Source organism: Gorillibacterium sp. CAU 1737 (assembly GCF_039888655.1).
Lineage (GTDB): Bacteria > Bacillota > Bacilli > Paenibacillales > NBRC-103111 > Gorillibacterium.
This window is the reverse complement of sequence record NZ_JBDQQO010000016.1, coordinates 1-20,580: the sequence shown is the minus strand read 5'-3', so window position 1 is coordinate 20,580 and position 20,580 is coordinate 1. Positions and strand designations below refer to the sequence as shown.

16 protein-coding genes and 1 rRNA gene are annotated in these 20,580 nt (G+C 56.0%); 1 reads left to right on the top strand and 16 read right to left on the bottom strand.

Going from position 1 to position 20,580, the window contains the following annotated elements; translation table 11 throughout:
* Position 1 precedes the first annotated feature (1 nt).
* The 5 genes from cysS to AAFN83_RS21310 form a co-directional block, all read right to left on the bottom strand.
* Positions 2-1,459, bottom strand: coding sequence for a cysteine--tRNA ligase (gene cysS, locus AAFN83_RS21330; RefSeq protein WP_347773169.1), 1,458 nt, complete (start codon positions 1,457-1,459; stop codon positions 2-4).
* Positions 1,460-2,128: a serine O-acetyltransferase gene (cysE, locus tag AAFN83_RS21325; protein WP_347773167.1), complete on the bottom strand. Its 669-nt coding sequence runs from the start codon at positions 2,126-2,128 to the stop codon at positions 1,460-1,462.
* A 417-nt stretch (positions 2,129-2,545) separates the two neighbouring features.
* A complete protein-coding gene (gene gltX, locus AAFN83_RS21320; protein WP_347773165.1) occupies positions 2,546-4,009 on the bottom strand; it encodes a glutamate--tRNA ligase in 1,464 nt (487 codons plus the stop codon).
* Between the two features lie 38 nt (positions 4,010-4,047).
* Positions 4,048-5,256, bottom strand: coding sequence for a 2-C-methyl-D-erythritol 4-phosphate cytidylyltransferase (gene ispD / locus AAFN83_RS21315; RefSeq protein ID WP_347773163.1), 1,209 nt, complete (start codon positions 5,254-5,256; stop codon positions 4,048-4,050).
* A 125-nt stretch (positions 5,257-5,381) separates the two neighbouring features.
* Positions 5,382-6,467, bottom strand: a complete 1,086-nt coding sequence (locus tag AAFN83_RS21310; protein ID WP_347773161.1) for a PIN/TRAM domain-containing protein — start codon at positions 6,465-6,467, stop codon at positions 5,382-5,384.
* 260 nt (positions 6,468-6,727) lie between these two features.
* On the opposite strand from AAFN83_RS21310, the gene AAFN83_RS21305 reads away from it, so the two are divergent.
* On the top strand, positions 6,728-7,123 hold the full coding sequence (locus AAFN83_RS21305; protein WP_347773159.1) for a DUF1573 domain-containing protein: 396 nt from the start codon (positions 6,728-6,730) through the stop codon (positions 7,121-7,123).
* 142 nt (positions 7,124-7,265) lie between these two features.
* Here the strand turns inward: AAFN83_RS21305 and pssA are convergent, their stop codons facing one another.
* From pssA to rrf, 11 genes are all read right to left on the bottom strand, one after another.
* A complete protein-coding gene (gene pssA / locus AAFN83_RS21300) occupies positions 7,266-7,964 on the bottom strand; it encodes a CDP-diacylglycerol--serine O-phosphatidyltransferase (RefSeq protein ID WP_347773157.1) in 699 nt (232 codons plus the stop codon).
* A 64-nt stretch (positions 7,965-8,028) separates the two neighbouring features.
* The gene (gene disA, locus AAFN83_RS21295; protein WP_347773286.1) at positions 8,029-9,099 is read right to left on the bottom strand and encodes a DNA integrity scanning diadenylate cyclase DisA; all 1,071 of its coding nucleotides are present in this window, start codon (positions 9,097-9,099) and stop codon (positions 8,029-8,031) included.
* A 103-nt stretch (positions 9,100-9,202) separates the two neighbouring features.
* Entirely contained in the window at positions 9,203-10,573 is a 1,371-nt protein-coding gene (gene radA / locus AAFN83_RS21290; protein WP_347773155.1) for a DNA repair protein RadA, read from the bottom strand.
* Positions 10,574-10,662: 89 nt separating this feature from the next.
* Positions 10,663-13,167: a DUF6242 domain-containing protein gene (locus AAFN83_RS21285; RefSeq protein WP_347773153.1), complete on the bottom strand. Its 2,505-nt coding sequence runs from the start codon at positions 13,165-13,167 to the stop codon at positions 10,663-10,665.
* Positions 13,168-13,411: 244 nt separating this feature from the next.
* Positions 13,412-15,838, bottom strand: a complete 2,427-nt coding sequence (gene clpC, locus AAFN83_RS21280; protein ID WP_347773151.1) for an ATP-dependent protease ATP-binding subunit ClpC — start codon at positions 15,836-15,838, stop codon at positions 13,412-13,414.
* Positions 15,839-15,882: 44 nt separating this feature from the next.
* Positions 15,883-16,941, bottom strand: coding sequence for a protein-arginine kinase McsB (gene mcsB, locus AAFN83_RS21275; RefSeq protein ID WP_347773149.1), 1,059 nt, complete (start codon positions 16,939-16,941; stop codon positions 15,883-15,885).
* A 12-nt stretch (positions 16,942-16,953) separates the two neighbouring features.
* Positions 16,954-17,475, bottom strand: coding sequence for a protein-arginine kinase activator protein McsA (gene mcsA / locus AAFN83_RS21270; RefSeq protein WP_347773147.1), 522 nt, complete (start codon positions 17,473-17,475; stop codon positions 16,954-16,956).
* A gap of 14 nt (positions 17,476-17,489) precedes the next feature.
* Positions 17,490-17,954 carry a CtsR family transcriptional regulator gene (locus tag AAFN83_RS21265; protein ID WP_347773145.1) on the bottom strand — a complete coding sequence of 155 codons (465 nt, stop codon included), beginning with the start codon at positions 17,952-17,954 and terminating at the stop codon, positions 17,490-17,492.
* A 397-nt stretch (positions 17,955-18,351) separates the two neighbouring features.
* Positions 18,352-19,473: an SGNH/GDSL hydrolase family protein gene (locus tag AAFN83_RS21260; protein WP_347773143.1), complete on the bottom strand. Its 1,122-nt coding sequence runs from the start codon at positions 19,471-19,473 to the stop codon at positions 18,352-18,354.
* A gap of 150 nt (positions 19,474-19,623) precedes the next feature.
* Positions 19,624-20,091 carry a DinB family protein gene (locus AAFN83_RS21255; protein ID WP_347773141.1) on the bottom strand — a complete coding sequence of 156 codons (468 nt, stop codon included), beginning with the start codon at positions 20,089-20,091 and terminating at the stop codon, positions 19,624-19,626.
* A 194-nt stretch (positions 20,092-20,285) separates the two neighbouring features.
* Positions 20,286-20,402: ribosomal RNA gene (gene rrf / locus AAFN83_RS21250) — 5S ribosomal RNA — on the bottom strand.
* Between the last annotated feature and the right edge of the window lie 178 nt (positions 20,403-20,580).

Genomic DNA, 20,580 nt, shown 5'->3' with positions numbered 1-20,580 from the left:
CTCATTTCCTGCGCCAACGGATGCCTTGGGCGGTATCCTCAAGCAGAATACCGCGCACTGCAAGCTCGTCGCGGATTTCATCCGCTCGCTTAAAGTCTCGCGACCGGCGGGCTTCTTGGCGCTCTACAATCAACCGTTCGATCCCGGCGTCATCGTCGGTCGCTTCCTGCTCGAAGAGAAGGCCCAGCACCGAATCCATGCGCAGGAACGCCCGTTCCAGAACTTGAAGAACCGTAAGCGATGCCTGCTCCACAAGCAAGTACTTGTTGGTTGCGGTAGCCAGGTCGAACATGGCGGTGATGGCATCAGGGGTATTGAAATCATCGTTCATGCGGGCTTCAAATTCCCGGACGGCGCGAGACGCTTCCTGAACGCTCTCGTCCTCGCCGTCATGCTCATTCCGAGCCAGAATGGCATCCAGCGCCTCCTCGGACTCCGGAACCCAGCCGCTCTTCGATTCCGTAAGAATCTGCAAACGGTGGACCAGGCTCAAAAAGCTGTTGTTTAAACGCTCCGCGCCGGCTTCTCCCTGTTGGAGCGAATCATCGTTAAAGTTGATCGGGTTGCGGTAATGCGTCGACAGGATCACGAACCGCAAAGCCTGCGGCTTCGCATGCTTGAGGAGCGCTTGCACCGTCAAGCTGTTGCCGAGCGACTTGGACATCTTCTCGCCCTTGATGTTCAGGTAGCGGTTATGCATCCAATAACGCGCAAGCGGCTTGCCTGTCAGCGCTTCGGATTGAGCCGCCTCGCATTCGTGGTGCGGGAACTCTAGGTCCTCGCCGCCGCCATGGATGTCGATCGTTTCCCCGAGGTACTTGGCTGCCATGGCTGAGCATTCGATATGCCAGCCCGGGCGTCCATCTCCCCAAGGGCTCGGCCAACGGATTTCACCGGGCTTCGCCTTTTTCCAAAGGACAAAATCATGCGGACTCTCCTTGCGCTCATCCACCTCGATCCGGATTCCGTGCTGGAGCTCCTCCAGGTTTTTGTGAGAGATTTGGCCGTATTTCGGGAATGCCTTCGTGCGGAAGAAGACGTCCCCGCCGCTCTCGTAGGCTGCCCCTTTCTCCACCAGGCCGGCGATGAAAGAGACGATTTCATCCATGTTCTCCGTTACGCGCGGGTGAATGACATTCTCATCCCCCAGCTTCTTGGCATCTTCCAAATAGGCCTCGATAAACGTGCTTGCGAGCTCCGGAACGGGAATGCCGCGCTCCTCCGAACGGCGAATCAGCTTGTCGTCGACGTCCGTGAAGTTCACCACGTACTGAACCTCGTAGCCGGCGTACTCCAGGTAACGACGCACCGTATCAAAGAAAACCAGCGGACGGGAGTTGCCGATGTGAATGTAGTCGTACACGGTAGGACCGCAGACATACATCTTTACTTTGCCCGGCTCAATCGGGTGAAACTCTTCCTTCGTTCTGCTTAACGTATTGTAAATACTCAGCGTCATTCAATACCGCTCCTCTGTGTAATCATGTTCCCCGGTCTTGCGTCTCTCCCGTTCCAACTCTCGTTTCAGCTCATCGATCTGAGCCTGCAGCGAGCGGAACAACTCGCTGGAGGGGTCCGGCATATCGGCATGGTTCAGCTTATTCACCTTCATGCCGTCTCGTCGAACCACTCGCCCAGGATTGCCCACGACGGTACAATTCGCCGGCACCTCCTGGAGCACCACGGCATTGGCTCCGATCCGCGAATTGTCGCCTACCTTGAAGGAGCCGAGCACCTTGGCTCCCGAGCCGACGACCACATTGCTGCCGATGGTGGGGTGCCGCTTCCCCTTTTCCTTCCCTGTCCCTCCAAGCGTGACACCTTGGAACAGGACGACATCATCTCCAATCTCGCACGTTTCCCCGATGACGACCCCCATGCCGTGATCGATGAACAGCCGGTTGCCGATGACCGCCCCCGGATGAATTTCGATACCCGTCATGAAACGCCCAAATTGGGAGACAGCTCGCGCCAGCGCATACCCGCGATGCCGGTATAGAAAATGGGCGATCCGATGAAACCAGATGGCGTGCAGACCGGAATAGGTAAGCACGACCTCTATGGTCGAACGGGCAGCCGGATCGTTGTCGAACACGGCTTTCACATCCGAGCGGATGCGTGGAAACATTGAGACAACCCCCTGTCGCTAGCCCGAAGGCACTCCCTGATGATCGATGTAAAAAAACGCCTCCGCAGCCTGACGGCTGCAGAGGCGCTTATGCACGCGGTTCCACTCTGCTTGAAGGAGGCCTCATCAGACAGCGCCTGTTGAAACAGGAAGCCGGCTGGAAGCGAACTCTCCTTCCCCTTGGGGTCCGTATCGTGGACAGATCCGGCGAGATCTACGGTGAACCATTCGACCTCGCTGCTCCCGGGCGCATTTCCACACCGGCAGGAAGAGATGACTTGCAGCCCGCTTCCTGCTTTCTCGCAGGAGGGGTCATCCTCTCTGTGCTTCCTGTACGGCGGTACTTATCCGGTCATAGCGTTCATGTGATGAACGGAAATTCTTCCGATTTTTTTCAGTATAGCCCACGATGCGCCCTTATGGCAACAAAGCAGCAAGGCGAGCCATCGTTTTTTGTCGACCGAGCAAGGAAATGGTCTCATTGAGGTCCGGTCCGTGCATCTGTCCAGTGACAGCGACACGAATCGGCATGAACAACTGCATGCCCTTGAAGCCGGTTCCCTTCTGCACGCTCTTCAGCATGGCTTTGATCGCCTCGGGCGCCAGCTCATCGGACTCCGCTGCCTTGAGCTCGTCCAGCATGCCGCCCAGTACAACCGGCACATGCTCGCCTTCCAGCACGGCTGCCGCCTCTTCGTCGCGGTGGACGTCTTCCTCGAAGAACAGCGTCGTGAGTTCCACGATGTCGGCTCCGCAAGAGAGCTTGTCCTGGAACAGGCGAATGAGGCGTTCCGCCCAAGCCTGCTTCTCCGCATCAAGCGATTCAGGCAGTCGCCCAGCCTCCTGGAGAATAGGCAGACACAAGCGAACAACCCGTTCAGGATCGGCGTTCTTGATGTATTGGCCGTTCATCCAAGCCAGCTTTTGCGTGTCGAACATGGCCGGACTTTGCGACAGTCGGTCTGCATTGAAAGCGGCAATGAGCTCTTCCTTGGTGAAGATCTCATTCTCCCCTTCCGGAGACCAGCCCAGGAGGGCGATGAAATTCATCATCGTCTCCGGCAAGTAGCCGAGCTTGTCGTATTGGGCGATGAACTGCACGATCGATTCGTCGCGCTTGCTCAGCTTCTTGCGGTTTTCACCGACGATGAGCGTCATATGCCCGAAGACGGGTGGCTCCCAGCTGTAGGCTTCATAAATCATAAGCTGACGCGGCGTGTTGGAGATGTGCTCTTCCCCCCGCAGCACATGGGATATCTTCATCAGGTGGTCGTCCACGGCAACGGCATAGTTGTAGGTCGGAATGCCGTCCTTCTTCACGATAACGAAGTCGCCGATCTCTTCGGTCGAGAACGAGATGGTGCCCTTCACCATATCATCGAACGAATAAGTGCGATCCTCCGGTACCTGGAAGCGGATGCTCGGGACTCGGCCTTCCGCAGCCAGAGCAGCGCGTTCTGCTTCCGTCAGGTGGCGACACTTGCCGGAATAGCGCGGCGTTTCTCCCTTTTCCTTCTGAGCTTCGCGCTCCTGCTCCAATTCCTCTTCCGTACAATAGCAGGGGTACGCAAGCCCGCGCTCGAGCAGCTCCTCATAATGCTTGCGGTAGATGTCGAGGCGTTCCGTTTGCCGATAAGGGCCGTATTCGCCGCCTACGTCCACGCTCTCATCCCACTCGATGCCGAGCCATTTGAGGTACTTTAGCTGGCTCTCCTCACCGCCTGCAACATTGCGCTTGAGGTCGGTGTCCTCGATACGGATGATGAACTTGCCGCCGGCATGGCGGGCAAACAGATAGTTGAACAATGCGGTCCGAGTGTTGCCGATGTGCAGATGCCCGGTCGGGCTCGGCGCGTAGCGGACGCGAACTTGTTCCGTCATGGAAATTTCCTCCGTTCTTCCATCAGAAAGATTACATGCTATGATAGCACATTCGCAAAAAGACAAACAACTGCCTGAGCGGCCACGCCTTCCTCGCGTCCCGTGAAGCCAAGCTTCTCGGTCGTGGTCGCCTTCACGTTGATCGCTCCCGGCTCCGCATGAAGCGTCCGGGCGAGAACCTCGACTATCGCGGGGATGTGGGGAGCCATCTTGGGCCGCTGGGCAATGACGGTTGCATCGAGGTTACCCAAACGATAGCCTCGCTCAATCGCGAGCGCCCAGACATGCTCCAGCAGCTTGATGCTGTCCGCATCCTTGTAAGCCGCGTCGGTATCGGGAAAATGCTTGCCGATATCCCCCAGCGCCAACGCGCCGAGAATGGCATCTGCCACCGCGTGCAGCAGCACATCGGCATCCGAGTGGCCGGCGAGTCCTTTCTCAAAGGGAATGTCCACCCCTCCGATGATGCACTTGCGCCCCTCTTCAAAGGCGTGAACGTCAAAGCCTTGTCCTATTCGGATCATAGCAGGGTCCTTTCCTGCCGAAGCGGCTCGAGCGGCATAAGCCTCTGCCCACTGCAGGTCCTCCGGCGTTGTGATTTTGATATTCTCATAGCTTCCCGGTACGATCCGCACCGTTCCGCCGATTCGCTCTACCAGGCTGGCGTCATCAGTGCCGAGACAGCCTTCGTCAAGCGCGGCAGCATGCGCCTCTTCGAGCACGCGGCGACGAAACGCCTGCGGCGTCTGGACCGCCCACAGCGTGCTCCGATCCGGCGTTGCCGTGACCCGCCTCCGGGCGTCCGCTGTCTTGATGGTGTCCTTGACCGGGACCGCCAGAATCGCGGCTCCCTCCTCAACAGCTGCGGCTGCGCAGGCGCGGATGTCCTCCGCTGCGGCAAACGGGCGGGCCGCATCATGGACCATCACCCACTCCACCTCGGCCGGCAGCGCCTTCAGGCCGCAAGCGACCGAATCTTGGCGCTCGGCGCCTCCTTGCACGATCGCCGTCACCTTATGAATCCCGTGCTGGTTCACAAGATGGCGGCAACGCTCCAGTTCGCCTTCGGCCGCAACCAGAACAATACAGGCCGTCTCCGGTTGTTCCTCGAACCGCTCCAGGGCGTGAACGAGGATCGGCTTGCCGGCGACGAGCAGAAACTGCTTGCTCTCCGCACTCTTCATGCGAGAGCCTCGCCCGCCCGCCAGCATCACGACCCCAAAGGCCGTGTTCTCTTGTATGCTCATACGCCAGCTTCCTCCGCGTTTCTTGCTTGAGCGCTTAGGAAAACACGCTCAAGAACAGAAAAACAGCCGCTTGGACGGATGTTGCGAATGCCCCCGTCCGGCCGGCTGTCTCTATCATAATCGTTTTACTGCGCTTTTTCCAACAATTTCGGCTTGGCAAAAATCATTCGGCCAGCAGAGGTTTGCAGAACACTCGTGACCATCACTTCCATGGTCGTGCCGATGTAGTCACGGCCGCCTTCGACCACGATCATCGTTCCGTCATCCAGATAGGCAACCCCTTGCCCATGCTCCTTGCCGTCCTTGATCACCTGTACGACAATCTCTTCACCCGGCAGCACAACCGGCTTTACCGCATTCGCCAGATCGTTGATGTTCAAGACGCTCACACCCTGCAGCTCGCACACCTTGTTCAGGTTAAAGTCGTTGGTCAGCACCTTGCCTCCCATCACCTTGGCGAGCCGGACGAGCTTGCTGTCCACCTCGGAGATTTCCTCGAAGTCTCCCTCGTAGATCTCCACCTTCACATCGAGTTCCTTCTGGATCTTGTTCAGGATGTCGAGTCCGCGCCGACCGCGATTGCGCTTCAGCAGATCGGAGGAATCGGCAATGTGCTGAAGTTCCTCCAGAATAAACTCCGGGATGACAAGTGTCCCTTCAATGAACCCCGTCTTGCAGATATCTGCAATCCGGCCGTCGATGATCACGCTCGTATCGAGAATCTTCCGCTCTTCCGCCTCATCACGGCCGTCTCCGTCTCCCGACTTTTTGCTGTCGCGGAAGGCTTGCCAGATCTCCGTTCCCTTCGACCGTGCTAGACGAGAGGAATAGAAGACCACCAGCACCGTGACCGCAAAGGCCGGCACCGGACTCCCGGCACCGAGTGCCAGCAGCAGCGGAGCCAGCAGTGCGGATGCCAGCAGCCCCATGGTTGTCCCGACAGCCAAAAACACCAGCTGCTCCGCCGGCATATGCTTCAGCGACGTATCCATCCGGCTGAGCAGACGGACGAGCGCGTCTCCGAACATTCCTGCCGCAAGCAGGAAAAGAAGCGCAACACTCCCTGCGCTAACGAAATCCTGCATGCTGTACGAGAGGCCTGCGAAACGGTCGCCTGCCGCTTGCTCCAACAGCCGTCCGACGGATAACCGGTTCTGATAACCGACAAAAAAGCCCACTGCCAAAGATGCCACATGAATGAATGGTTTCACTTGCTTCACCTTTCCCTTTCCCCGGCTGTTTCCTTGCCTCGCTAGAGCTGGCAGGATTTGCCGTGTTACCAGTATGGTCGAAGAAGCAAGCCTCTAAACATGCTGTACAGCATCCATTGAATTGCATTATTTGGCCCAGTCTCCGTTCTCGTTCACTCACAGGTCACTGGGATGATTCGCCAAGGATTGCAAATTGAATTGTAGAGGAGGTTCCATTATAATGACCTTAGTGCCTATCCTTTCCTTGGGGTGAAGAGAGAATGAATTCGCTAAGCCTTACCCAGTTTCAAGAACAGGTATCGGATCTCCTGCTTCGCCACCGCAGCCTGCTGGATGTTTTGTCGAAGACCACGCAATCCAATGCGGCTGTGAGTCGGGCCGTGACCAAGTCAATCACGGAATGCGGCTGCGTTCAAGTGCACGCAGGCAAGCAGCACTATTCCACGGAAATGACGATCGAGGATGCGAAGAAGCTTCTCGATACCCATATGAGCGGGGAACTCTGCGAGAATTGTACAGAGGTCGTGGCAGCCGAGCTGGGCCGCAATCTGTTCTATCTGGCCTCTCTCTGCAACCTGCTCGGCGTCGACATGCAGCAAGTGGTGGAGGACGAGTCCAAGAAGTGCTCCACGCTGGGGTTCTTCAACCTGTCTTAAGAAGGCGGGTTCCGCCCGTCCGAATCGTACATAAGTGAGAAAGACAACAAGACCGTCAGGGAGCCCTGACGGTCTTGTTTTATGTTGATAGTGGGCCGTTCACCGCCCAAGAGGGTCGACGTTGCCCGAAGAAGACGAGACCCTACCGTTTGCGCTTGAAGCCCATGAAGGTCCCGTACAATGCATAGAGGACCAGCGGAATGAAGATAAGCCGCGACAGATACGTCGGGAAGAGGACGGCGATAATGAGCGCGATCGCCACGAACAGGAGCGCAAGCAGCGCCGCTCTCTTCGTAATACGGACCTTTTTGAAGCTCGGGTACTTGACGCGGCTGATCATGAGGAACGAAAGCAGGAGCGAGGCCCCCACGAGCACATACGCGCTGATTTCCTGATGAAACAAAGCGAGGGTGCACAGGATGACACCCGCCGCCGGGATGGGAAGCCCGATGAAGAAACCGGGAATGCCTTCGATGACATTGAACCTCGCCAGCCGGAGCGCTCCGCAGATCGGGAAGATGGCCGTTGTGATCCAGGCCATGAACGGATTGACGTCGCCATAGGCAACCACGTACATAATGAATGCCGGTGCGACCCCGAACGAAATGACGTCGGACAGGGAGTCCAGCTCCTTACCGAATTCGCTCTGCACGTTGAGCGCACGGGCCAGCCGTCCATCGATGCCGTCCATCAGCATGGAGATGATGACGATGATCGAGGCCAGATTGGCATTATCAAAGTCCGGAAAGACCGGAGTGTCGTTCAACACGAGAATGATCGCGACAATCCCGAGAAACAGATTCAGGATCGTAAACATATTGGGTACCGATTTTCGCAGCATGAGGACCCACCTTTTTCATCCGCCGCTAGACCGGCAGGAAGTTAACCTAGAAATTGTAGTCAATTTAGATTTGTCTGTCAATGAATACCTGCTCTTGGAAGCGACGAAGCCCTTCCTTGATTGCCCGGGCGCGCACTTCCCCGATGCCGTCCACCTCATCCAGCTGTTCGATGGAGGCGGAGATGATCTGCGGCAGGTGTTCGAATTTCTCGACCAGGTTCGAGATGATGATGGACGGGAGCCGCGGAATCTTGTTCAATACGCGGAAGCCGCGAGGCGAAACCTGTTCGTCCAGGATGTTATTCGTGACGTTGTAGCCCAGTAGCCGGACGATGTGATGCAGGTCCAGCAGTTCCTCGCTGGTCAAGCGGGACAGGCCTGCCCGAATCTCCTTGATCTTGTCGTCCGTGTTCTCGCGCACATAGTCGCGGATAAGCAGCGCCGACTCATGCTCAACATGGGAGACCAGCTCTTCCAGCTGCATGCTGATCAGGCGCCCTTCTACACCGAGCTCGTTGATGTAGCGGCGAATCTCGGCTTTTACCCGGAGCACCATCTCCGCTCTCTGCAGGGCATGGACGGCATCCTCGTAGGTAACCGCATCCTCAAACTCCGTTGCCCCCAGGTTGATGAGGTTCTGGTCGAGCACCGACTTGTATTTTTCCAGCGTCTGCATCGCCTGGTTCGCCTTTGTCAAAATGACGCCGATGTCCTTCAGCGAGTAACGCAGGTTGCCTTGGTACAGGGTTATGATATTCCGGCGTTGGGAGATCGAGACCACCAGCTTGCCGGTCTGCTTGGCGACACGTTCAGCCGTCCGGTGGCGGATGCCCGTTTCGTTCGAGGAAATGCCCGGGTCCGGATTCAACTGAGTGTTTGCGTAATGAATCTTCTTGATATCTTCACTTAAGATGATCGCTCCGTCCATCTTCGCCAACTCGTACAAAAAGTTCGGAGTAAAATCGCAGTTGATGCAAAAGCCGCCGTCGGCCAATTCCATGACCTCGGGGCTGTAACCGACCACGATAAGTGCACCGGTCTTGGCCCGGAGCACATTCTCCAGTCCTTCGCGAAATTGCGTGCCGGGTGCGACCAGCTTGATGATCCGGCTCTTCATTTCCTCTTCCTTGCCCATCATGTACCCCCTCTTCACGATTCTCCCGCCGGAAAGTCCGTTTCCTCGACGGTTCTTTCTCTCTAGTGTACCCTTTTTCTATCGGCAGCAAGGCCTTGAACCTTTACTCATCAAGAGCTGCGGCAAGCGCTTCCGCTACCGTGTTAACTCCTTTGACGACGATTCCCTCCGGCGGCGTCCACCCCTTCAGGCTGGCAGCCGGCAGAATCACTCGCTTGAAGCCCAGCTTCTCGGCTTCGCGAACGCGCTGCTCGATGCGAGAGACCGCCCGGACTTCGCCGGTAAGGCCGATCTCGCCGAACACGACATCATCCTGGCGTGTCTGGCGATCCTTGAAGCTCGACGCCAGGCTGACCGCTACACCCAGGTCAACGGCCGGCTCATCGAGCCGAACACCGCCGGCCACGTTCAGGTATGCATCCTGGCTCTGCAGGAACAAGCCGTTGCGCTTCTCCAGCACGGCCATGATGAGCGACAGCCGGTTATAATCGAAGCCGGTGGACATTCGCCGCGGCGACGGAAAGGTGGTCGGCGTCACGAGCGCCTGGAGCTCGACGAGCATCGGCCGGGTGCCTTCCATGCTGGCCACGACCGTCGAGCCGGACACGCCCTTCGGGCGCTGCGAAAGAAACAGCTCGGAAGGGTTGGCGATCTCCGCGAGCCCCTCCTCGCGCATTTCGAAGATGCCGATTTCGTTGGTCGAGCCGAACCGGTTTTTGACCGCCCGAAGCAGCCGGTACGTATGATGCCGTTCGCCTTCGAAATAGAGGACGCAATCCACCATATGCTCCAGGAGCCGCGGGCCGGCAATGGCCCCTTCCTTGGTCACATGGCCGACGAGGACGATGGCGATGCCTTTCGTCTTAGCGATCCGCATGAAGTGCGAGGTGCACTCTCTCACTTGAGAGACGCTCCCCGGCGCCGACGTCACTGCCGGATGGTAGACCGTCTGGATCGAGTCGATCACGACAAACTCCGGCGACACCCGATCAATGGCTTCATCGATGCGCTCCAGGTTGGTCTCGCAGAGCACATAAAGCTCCGGCGACAGGGCTCCGAGCCGATCGGCCCGCAGCTTCGTCTGCCGTGCGGATTCCTCTCCGGATATATACAGCGCCTTGCGGCCGCCGATGGTTAACTTATGAGACGTCTGCAGAAGCAGGGTGGATTTCCCGATCCCCGGATCTCCGCCGACCAAGATGAGCGAGCCGGGGACGATCCCCCCGCCAAGCACTCGGTCGAGCTCGCGGTTGTCGGTGCGAATGCGAGGGTCAAGTGCCCCGGCAATCTCCGTGATCGAGATCGCCTTCTCCTGCACCATCCCCCCGACGGGGAGAATTCCTTGGGTGACGACCTTCGTCTCCACTTCCTCGACCAGCGTATTCCAGGCCTCGCAGCCCGGGCATTTGCCCAACCATTTGGGCGTCTCATAGCCGCAGTCCTGACAGACAAATTTCGTTTTTGCTTTTGCCATAGCTCTCTCCAGTCGAAAAATACACACTATTCGAAGTGTACCATTTTTGACGACTTAATGAAAATATCCGCAGCATCAAATCCGTATTTTTAAGGGAGCTTGGCCTTCAATGTCTTGGTCGCGTTCCCCATCAAATAGACGCTTCCCTTATGTTCAGCTGCCACGAGCCATGTTCCTGCGACCATCGCCGGCTGCTTTCTCCATTTCTCCGCATCCTCCGAGACGAAGACGGCTCCTCCGCTGCCTACCGCGATAAACAGGCCGCCCACTACAGAAATCTCATACAAGCCTGCTGTGCTGACCGATCCCTCCGGCGTTTCATCATCGAAGGAAATCTTTTTCCACGAGGTTCCATCGGAAGAGACCAGGATCGTAGAATCCTTCCTGTTCTCCACATGGCTTTGGCCGGTCACAACGAATTTGCCGTTCCCCCACTCCACATCGTAGAGGTCCCCCTTAAACAGCTTGGCGGGCTTGGTCCACTTCTCGCCGTCCTTGGACACGATCAGCGTTCCTTCTTTCCCCACCGCGACCGTCGTCTTGCCGTTCGAAGCAATGGATTCCAGCCTTACACTGACACCTGTATTCGCCTTTTTCCACTTTACCCGGTCCGTGGAGGTGAAAAGCGTTCCTTTCGCACCGGTCACGTAATACTTTCCATTCGCATAGGCCACTTTGCTCAAACTCTCCTTGGTAGGAGAAGCAATCGCCTTCCAAGCGAGGCCATCGGTCGAGGTCATCATTTTGCCGGTGTACCCGACTGCAAAAAAGTCCTTCCCCGTCCATACGACACTCGTTAACGGAAGGGTTTCCTTGATCGAGGAGCCCTTCCACTTTCCGTCTGCCCCCAGCCGTACCGAACTCTGATAACTCAGAGCCACTTCCCTAAACGTATCATAATGCCCGCCAACCATGACCAGGTTTCCATTGCCTACAGCCCAACCATACAATATACCGGTATTGTACAGCGGGTAGGTGAGGGCTTGCGTCCACTTCACTCCGTTGGCAGAGGTCTGCAGGCCGGCCGTGGTCGCGGTTACATACTGTTTTCCGTTATACAGCGTGAATTGGGGCTCTTGGTTTGGCGAATTCGTAAAGCCGGCACTGGTCCACTTTTTCCCGTCCTTGGAGGTCAGATGAGCCGGTTTCTTGGAAGACGCATACTCCGAGCCGTAGATGTAAAAGCGATCTTTGGCCCACATCACTTGGTGGAGTGTTGTTTTGGATGAAGCAGCAGAGACGTATGTCCACGTCTTGCCATCCTTGGAGGTCATGATCGTGCTGCCGCCGACGGCTACAAAGAGTCCTCCGCCAAAGGCAATATCGTACATGTCATGATAGTTGGGCTGCTTGGTCTTCACCGTTTTCCAGGTGATGCCGTCTGAAGAGACGACCACTTGCCCCCACTCTTCCCCCTGACCAACAAAAACTCCATTGCCATAGGCGAGGCCCTGGATTTGAGTGTCGAGTTTCAACGAGCGTTCGGTCCACTTTTGCCCATCCTCGGATGTATAGATGCCCCCGTCTACGGCGACATAACGCTTCCCGTTCCAGGCGACAAGTCGGCAGCCGCCGGTTCCGAATTTCTCCTTATGTTTCGTCCAGGTGATTCCGTCCTTGGAGCTCCATACGGTATTTCCCCATCCGTCTGGCTTGATACCCAGAAACTCATTCTTGCCCCAAACAATGGACATGAAGGGCTCCGAATCGCCGGAGTAGTACCTTTTCCAATTAAGGCCGTCTGTTGAAACCAGGGTGTGGCCTTCCGAAGCTGCCGTTACATAGCGCCCGTTGCCATAAACGTAGTACTGAAAATATTGTGCCTCAAGCCCGGTTACCTCGGTCCAATCCAGCAGCAGCTTGCTTTTCGGGACCGCCTTTTGCTCCGTGTAGGCATCCACGAACTGTGTGACTTTTGTACGCTTTAGCGTATTGATCTGCTCGGCAATCTCCGGATCCGTAAGATCGAGAAGGTTCTTCGAAACGGAGAGCTTCGTCAGGTTCGTCAGCGTCAGCAGGGGCTTCAAGCTGCTCACCTGGTTGTCGGAGCAATCCAAAACATTCAATTTCACAAGCCCGCTGAGGGGCTCGAGGCTGGTGATCTGGTTGCCGGATACATTCAGCTTCTCAAGCTTGGTCAGCTTGGAGAGCGGAGACAGGTCCTTGATCTGATTGTGGCTGATAGTCAGCTCAGCCAGGTCCTTCAAGGCCACGAACGGAGCCAGGCTCACGATTTCATTGCGGCTTAGGTCCAAGACGCGCAAGCCTTTAAGCCCTAGTATAGGTGTGAAATCCATCACTTTGCTATCCGTGAGCGTGAGGGTGACGAGTTGCCCCGCATCCTCTAATCCTCGAAGGGAATGAACCTTGCTCGAGTGGATCTCCAACGCGTGGAGACTGTATACCGCATCCTTGGTGAGCGGCTGATTGGGATCGTAGTCGAGCTTAGCGCGAATGGCCTCTTCTACGAACGGATCTTCAATGTTAGCGAGACTCTCTGCCCGCGCTTGCGGACTGGGCATGACGGGAACAAGTCCTACAAACAAAAGGAAAATGAGGAAAAGGCGAAACAACTGCTGACTGCGACGGCGCATAACGGACTCCTCTCAAAATGGCGATGATTGTATAATTATAGCAATCGATATCCGCCTAGTATACAGCTATACTTAATATTTCCAGGCGCAAAAAAGCATCCGCCCGCCGCAGCTCCTTCCCTAAGGAAGAGTGCTGCAGCAAAGACGGGTGCTTCTAGTCGCGCATCAAACTCTCATCATGCGACTGGCGGATCAAGAGTTGATGAACGGTTTAGTGGTAGGCTGATTCCTCGTATCGGCTTTCTTAGCCGTTGCGAACGACGTCGAGGGTCCCTTCCTTCACGTCAATGGTGAGCGAATCCCCCTTGGCGATGTTGCCCTTGAGGAGTTCTTCAGACAGTCGATCCTCAATGTGCTTCTGAATCGCCCGACGGAGTGGCCGTGCACCAAATGCAGGATCGTAGCCTTCCTTCGCCAGGAATTTCTTCGCTTCCTCAGTGAGAACGAAGTCGACATCATGCTCCTTCAGGCGCTTGCGGAGGTCTTCTGCCATCAGGGAGACGATCTCCTGAATGTGGGCTTCCTCCAGGTTGTGGAAGACGATGATTTCGTCAATCCGGTTGAGGAACTCGGGACGGAAGCTCTTCTTGAGCTCGGTCATCACTTTGTCCTTCATGTTATTGTATTCGCGGCTCGAATCATCCGCAGCGGTAAAGCCGAGCGTGGAGTTCTTCTTGATCGTATCGGCACCAACATTGGAGGTCATGATGATCAGCGTGTTGCGGAAGTCTACCGTCCGGCCCTTGGAGTCGGTCAGGCGACCATCTTCCAGAACCTGCAGGAGGATATTGAACACTTCCGGATGGGCCTTCTCGACTTCGTCCAGCAGGACGACGGAGTACGGCTTGCGGCGAACCTTCTCGGTGAGCTGGCCGCCTTCTTCGTATCCGACATACCCTGGAGGCGCTCCGACGAGACGGGATGTCGAGTGCTTCTCCATGTATTCCGACATGTCGATGCGGATGACCGCATTCTCATCGCCAAACATGGCCTCGGCCAGCGCACGAGCAAGCTCGGTTTTCCCGACGCCCGTGGGACCTAAGAAGATGAAGGAGCCGATTGGACGCTTCACGTCCTTCAGTCCGGCCCGGGCACGGCGGATGGCGCGGCTTACGGAGCGAACCGCTTCATCCTGTCCGATGACGCGTTCGTGGAGGATCGATTCCATCTTGAGCAGGCGTTCGGTTTCTTCCTCCGCCAGCTTCCGCACCGGAATCCCGGTCCAGCTGGCGACGACATCGGCGATGTCCTCAGGCGTGACCTCGGAATCGGACCGGCCTTGCGTCTTCTTCCACTCGTTGCGGGTATCTTCCAGCTCTTCCTTAAGCTTTTGCTCCGTGTCGCGGAGAGCGGCCGCTTTCTCGAACTCCTGGCTTTGCACCGCTGCGTCCTTCTCCTTGCGGATGTCCTCCAGCTTGTTTTCCAGTTCCTTCAGCTGCGGTGGAGTCGTGTAGGAGCTCAGTCGGACCTTCGAACCGGCTTCGTCGATAAGATCGATCGCCTTATCCGGCAGGAAGCGGTCGGTGATGTACCGATCGGATAGCTTCACCGCTTGCACGATCGCTTCGTCCGTAATCTTTACACGGTGGTGAGCCTCATAGCGGTCGCGCAGTCCGTGAAGGATCTGGATCGCTTCCTCCGGCGTCGGCTCATCAACCTGAATGGGTTGAAAGCGGCGTTCGAGGGCAGCATCCTTCTCAATGTACTTGCGGTATTCATCCAGCGTCGTCGCCCCGATGCATTGCAGCTCGCCGCGAGCGAGCGCCGGCTTCAGGATGTTGGAGGCATCGATGGCACCTTCCGCTCCACCCGCTCCGATGAGCGTATGCAGTTCATCAATGAACAGGATGATGTTCCCGGCTTGACGGATCTCATCCATGATCTTCTTCAGGCGGTCTTCAAATTCACCGCGATATTTCGTCCCGGCGACTACAGAGCCCATGTCGAGCGTCATGACGCGTTTCTCACGCAGCGTCTCCGGAATCTCGTTGTTCACGATGCGTTGAGCAAGCCCCTCGGCGATGGCTGTCTTGCCGACGCCCGGCTCCCCGATCAGGACGGGATTGTTCTTCGTCCGGCGGCTCAGCACTTGAATGACGCGCTCGATCTCCTTGCTGCGGCCGATGACCGGATCGACATTGCCTTCCTTCGCGAAGGCCGTCAGGTCGCGAGCCAATCCGTCCAGCGTCGGCGTATTCACATTGGCTGGCGTGCCGTGGTTGGACGACACCGAGTCGCTGCTGCCAAGCAGTTGAAGCACTTGCTGGCGGGCCTTGTTCAGCGAGATGCCGAGGTTGTTCAGCACCCGTGCGGCTACGCCTTCTCCCTCTCGAATGAGGCCAAGCAGGATATGCTCCGTTCCTACATAGGTATGGCCCAGCTTACGGGCTTCGTCCATCGACAATTCGATGACCTTCTTAGCACGCGGGGTGTAGGCGATGTTGGTCGGCTGCTCTTGTCCGCGGCCGATCAGCGATTCTACTTCGTCTTGAATTTTCTCAAGTCCGAGCCCCAAGGCCATCAGGGCCTTAGCCGCAATGCCTTCCCCCTCCCGGATCAAACCGAGCAGGATATGTTCTGTACCAATGTTATTGTGACCGAGGCGAACCGCCTCTTCTTGAGCAAGTGCGAGCACCTTTTGTGCACGTTCCGTAAATCTCCCAAACATCATTCACTAGCACCTCCGTTATAAAATTCAGGCCGCTGTCGACCCGATTATTCCTGAACCCGCTCACGGATAAGCTCCGCTCGGCGGATATCCCGGTATTCGGGGGTCAACAGCTCTCCCGATTGTTTCTGCAAAAAGCCCGGCTGTGTCGCGACAAGGAGTTCATTCAACGTCTTCTTCTCAATGCCGGATAGCAAGCCCAGGTCGATGCCCAGCCGTACGTCGGACAAACGCTGCATCGCTTCCTTCGAATCAAGGATGACCGCATGGGAGAGGATCCCGAAAGAGCGTTGAATGCGGTCGGCCAGCCGATGCGGCGTATCCTCCTGCAGTCGTTCCCGTGCAGCCCGCTCATGCTCAATGATCTGCTGAACGACGCTGTACAGGTTGTTCAAAATCTCCTCCTCCGATTGCCCCAGTGTGATCTGGTTGGAAATCTGGAACAGGTTGCCCGATGCATCGCTGCCTTCGCCATAGATCCCCCGGACGACGAGACCCACCTGGGTAACCGCCGAGAGAATCCGATTGATCTGCTGCATCATGACGAGTGCAGGGAGATGGATCATCACCGACGCGCGGAGACCGGTCCCCACATTGGTGGGGCAGCTCGTCAAGTAGCCGCGGCGTTCATCAAAGGCGTAATTCAATTGGCTTTCCAAAATATCGTCAATCCGGTTGGCCATATCCCAGGCTTCCCGAATTTGAAACCCTGATGTCAGGCATTGAATGCGAAGATGGTCCTCTTCGTTCACCATGATGCTGATGGATTCGTTCTCGCTTAGAATGACCGCGCCCCCGCGTGATTCGTTCGCCAGGTTCGGGCTAATGAGGTGCTTTTCCACCAGAACCTTCTTCTCCAGGTCGCTGATGTCTGCAAGCGGAACGAGGGTGAAGTCCCCCAGTTCATTAAGCTCCTCATTCTCCAGCACTTCGGTCGCCTTATCGAGGACATCGCGTGCCTGCTGGTTTGTGGCCAGCATAGGGAACGGATAGCCCCTCATGTTGCGAGCCAGCCGAATTCGGCTGGACAGGACAATATCGGAGTCGGGTCCGTCCTGCCTCATCCAATCGCTAAGCGCCTGATCGGTAAAATGTCCCACTGCCATTCTTGCCCCTCCTTATACGTCGGAGATCCGTTTTTCCAGCTCGCGAATTTGGTCGCGAGTCGCTGCGGCCTTCTCAAACTCCTCCTGTTGGATCAGATCCGCCAGCTGCTGCTTGAGCGTCTGAAGCTCACGCCGCTGCTGAAGAATCCCGCCAGAGCGAAGGGGAACCTTGCCGCTGTGCGTCGTGCTGCCGTGAACTCGTTTAAACAAAGGGTCCAGCCGGTCGCCGAATGCTTGGTAGCAGGAGCTGCAGCCGAAGCGGCCGAGCTTGCTGAATTGCGCGTAAGTCAACCCGCATTCCTCACATCGGTTGTTAAGCGGAGGAGCCGCTACGGCACCCTGCATGACCGCCGAATCATAATTCAGCAGACCCGAGAGCAGATTGTGGATGGAGAAGCCGCCCGGTGTTCCAGGAATTTGCTCTCCCTTTTCCCGCGCGCAGGTTTCACACAGGTGCGATTCCGTCTTCTCCCCGCCGATGATCTTCGTAAAATGCAAAGTCGCCGGTCGTTTTCCACATTCCTGACATAGCATAAGGTTATCCCTCCTTAAGCATGGCTGAGCAGTGACAATAGCATCGCTTTAAGCAGCCTGGCCCGTATTTCATCCCGAATCGGAAGCTTCAGGTAGAGGACGTCCCGAGACATCGCCGCCTTGATCAGGCTTCCCTCGCGGCAGGTTATAAACCCGCCCTCCTCCAACTGATAAAGCAACCCTTCCGAGCTGGTCTGGTCGATCCGGTCACCGATGGCTCCCAGGACATAATCGAGAATCATGCCATGGGAGGACAATTGCACCTTCTGAATCCGGATGTACCCCCCGCCGCCTCGTTTGCTTTCGACGATGTAGCCCTTTTCAAGCGTGAAGCGGGTACTGATCACATAGTTGATCTGAGAGGGGACGCATTGGAACCGTTCGGCCAGCTCGTTTCGCTGGATTTCAATCACACCGGTCGGGCTTTGCATCAAGATATTCTTGAGATACTGTTCAATCATATCCGAAGCATTGCGCATCCATTCACCCTCCGCCTCTTGATATCAAAAGGCCATCTGTCCAAAATCGGATAGATGGCACGAGCCAAATCAGAAGCCCGCCGCCATTTAGTCTGACTTTGACTTTCTTTGACCTTATCATTATTATAGCACGTTTTCTTTTGTTTTCAAGCGCCTTGCTAGTAGTGTCCGCCGATTTTTTCTAGGATATACCTAGAGCGTGATTTCAGGCTCATAAAACGTTCGAATAGCAAGGGAAGGGGGAAGATCTGCCCTCGGTCCAGTCCAGCTTCATGAAACAGAACACGACTTCTGTCCGTCCAGCTTTTGACCGACGACTGAGCCCTTCGACTTTTCTTCCCCATCGTTCCCAGGAATCCAGAGTTCCCAACAGGAACTGATATGATTCGGTTTGTTTCTACGCCTTCAGAAGCTCCTTCAGATAACCCGACAGTTCCTTCGCGGCCGCTTCATGAGCCAGACGACCCGGATGCATCCGCGCGCCGATCGTGTGCTCATTGGTGTTCGGCAGTTGGAAGACCGAAACCTTGCGGTCGCCCGTTTGACGGATGTAGGTGTCCACTGCCCGATAAATAGCCGGCATCATCGGAAGGCCGAGCATGCCGTAGGCCCAAACGAGGTCAGCCTTCGGGTTGTTTTTTCGAAGCTTGATCAAGAAAGCCTGCACGGCTTGTTCAAAAGAAGCCAAGTCTTCCGGGTGGAAGCTGCCATCTTCATTTAGCCGCTGCTTGTGCACCTTACCAGTGTTGGGATCCTTCCATTCCTGATTGTAAAACGCTCCGCCATCGTTGGTTCCCAAATTGATGACCACGACATCCGGCTGCCAAGCCGCAAAATCATTCGGTTCATGCGCTCCAAGAGCAGCGTTCTTGTCGCCGGTCAATAACCCGCACACCTGCTCATACCCAGCCGGCAGATTGGCGTTCGGATTGTTATCCCAGCTGGTCATCACGCCCCAACCGCTTTGAGACAGAACCCGATGGTCTGCATTCAGGGCGACTGCCGTGAGGGTGGTGTAGTTAAGAACACCGCTGAACCAAGCCGGAATCCAGTCCTCCTCCGGCTTGGCCCCGATTGAGCCTTCTCCGGACGTGATGCTATCCCCAATGAACTCAAGCTTGAATGGCCTATCCTCAACAGGCTTTAGCTCGCCGTTTCCTTTTAGGCCGTGTACGATAAGGGATGCATCGGGATCGCCGCTCATGGCCTGCACATCCTTCACGATGCGGACATTCTTGATTGTCTCCGGGTTCATACCTCTAAACAAACATACCCACTGACGTCCCTTTGGAATCATCAGCCGGCTGATCGGTTCGGAATTGAGTAAGATGCTGATCCATGGCTCATATTGAGCATAATCCGATTCTAGCTCCACCCAGAGCTCTGAGCCCGTCACATTGGCCTCCACTCCGCTGGCTGTCCAAAAAAGCGGGATCGGAAACTGTGTCCGCGACGTTCTTCCATGAACCTTCACTTGATTAGCTCCGTCCAGTTGACGGAGGCCCTCTTGCATTGCCATATGACTGTTCCTCCTGGCGTTGTTAGGGTATTGTTATGATCGATTGCTAACACCATTATAACAATTCCCTAGAAAGACTGCCGAAGTTCTTTAAAGCGCTTCCGTTTGTCCATTCTCTTCTTCCCGATAAATGCAAATTCCAATCGTCCATCACAGGTTTCTTCCAATAAGGTCAGCGGACACGGGACTCCGGCCCATCTCGCGAGCCCAAACGGATAATTGCCCAACATGATGGATCTCGTGAGCGATCATATGGCGTAAAACGTCCCCCAAGCTGGGTCCCCCTTCTTCCCCTGACGAAGTCTGCTCCTTCACTTCATCGTAATCGGCATTGCACCATTTTGTAAGGAACGGGGCAATCGTCTCGTGACACTTCGCCGAGTACTCTCGAACCTTCGATAAGCTCGCATATGGTTCAAACGGAGGTTCACCGGGGTCCGCATTCCCCTGGAGCATAATGGTCCAGCTGTACTCTACCTCAATGATGTGGAATAATGTTCGGAGAATGCTGCCTTGGCCCCCTATCCGGGGTTTCAACAATTCCTCTTCACTCAAAGACTCGCACCAGGTTAACCACTCTTCTCTCACTTGCCAGTTGTACGTAAAGAGCTTTAGCATCTCGAATCCTCTCCTCTTTATTCCTTCTCGCGTTCCTTCCTTAGAACAATTCTCGTTTAGATAGAGCAATCCTGCAATATTTCCATAACACCTCCAAATAAACTCACCTATCCGGTAAGCACTCCTGTGTTCAACCAGGCAAATCTGGTTAGAAACAACAAAAAAGCCTGCACGATATGTGCAGACTTCATTGTGCTTGGCGACGTCCTACTCTCCCAGGACCCTGCGGTCCAAGTACCATTGGCGCTGGAGGGCTTAACGGTCGTGTTCGAGATGGGAACGCGTGGTTCCCCTCCGCCATTATCACCAAACTAGAGTTTTGCCTTGGCAAAACCACTTCGAAAGCATAAGCTCTCTCAAGGAAGGTTATTCCCTGAAAACCGGATGCGAAGCAACTCGCGAGTAACATTCTTACCGATGTGTTGTGTTGGATAAGCCCTCGACCGATTAGTATCCGTCAGCTGCATGCGTTGCCGCACTTCCACCTCG

Coding starts and splice junctions, on each gene's coding strand:
- cysS (WP_347773169.1), bottom strand. CDS start 1,459: ATGACGCTGAGTATTTACAATACGTTAAGCAGAACGAAGGAAGAGTTT.
- cysE (WP_347773167.1), bottom strand. CDS start 2,128: ATGTTTCCACGCATCCGCTCGGATGTGAAAGCCGTGTTCGACAACGAT.
- gltX (WP_347773165.1), bottom strand. CDS start 4,009: ATGACGGAACAAGTTCGCGTCCGCTACGCGCCGAGCCCGACCGGGCAT.
- ispD (WP_347773163.1), bottom strand. CDS start 5,256: ATGAGCATACAAGAGAACACGGCCTTTGGGGTCGTGATGCTGGCGGGC.
- AAFN83_RS21305 (WP_347773159.1), top strand. CDS start 6,728: ATGAATTCGCTAAGCCTTACCCAGTTTCAAGAACAGGTATCGGATCTC.
- pssA (WP_347773157.1), bottom strand. CDS start 7,964: ATGCTGCGAAAATCGGTACCCAATATGTTTACGATCCTGAATCTGTTT.
- disA (WP_347773286.1), bottom strand. CDS start 9,099: ATGGGCAAGGAAGAGGAAATGAAGAGCCGGATCATCAAGCTGGTCGCA.
- radA (WP_347773155.1), bottom strand. CDS start 10,573: ATGGCAAAAGCAAAAACGAAATTTGTCTGTCAGGACTGCGGCTATGAG.
- AAFN83_RS21285 (WP_347773153.1), bottom strand. CDS start 13,167: ATGCGCCGTCGCAGTCAGCAGTTGTTTCGCCTTTTCCTCATTTTCCTT.
- clpC (WP_347773151.1), bottom strand. CDS start 15,838: ATGATGTTTGGGAGATTTACGGAACGTGCACAAAAGGTGCTCGCACTT.
- mcsB (WP_347773149.1), bottom strand. CDS start 16,941: ATGGCAGTGGGACATTTTACCGATCAGGCGCTTAGCGATTGGATGAGG.
- mcsA (WP_347773147.1), bottom strand. CDS start 17,475: ATGCTATGTCAGGAATGTGGAAAACGACCGGCGACTTTGCATTTTACG.
- AAFN83_RS21265 (WP_347773145.1), bottom strand. CDS start 17,954: ATGCGCAATGCTTCGGATATGATTGAACAGTATCTCAAGAATATCTTG.
- AAFN83_RS21260 (WP_347773143.1), bottom strand. CDS start 19,473: ATGGCAATGCAAGAGGGCCTCCGTCAACTGGACGGAGCTAATCAAGTG.
- AAFN83_RS21255 (WP_347773141.1), bottom strand. CDS start 20,091: ATGCTAAAGCTCTTTACGTACAACTGGCAAGTGAGAGAAGAGTGGTTA.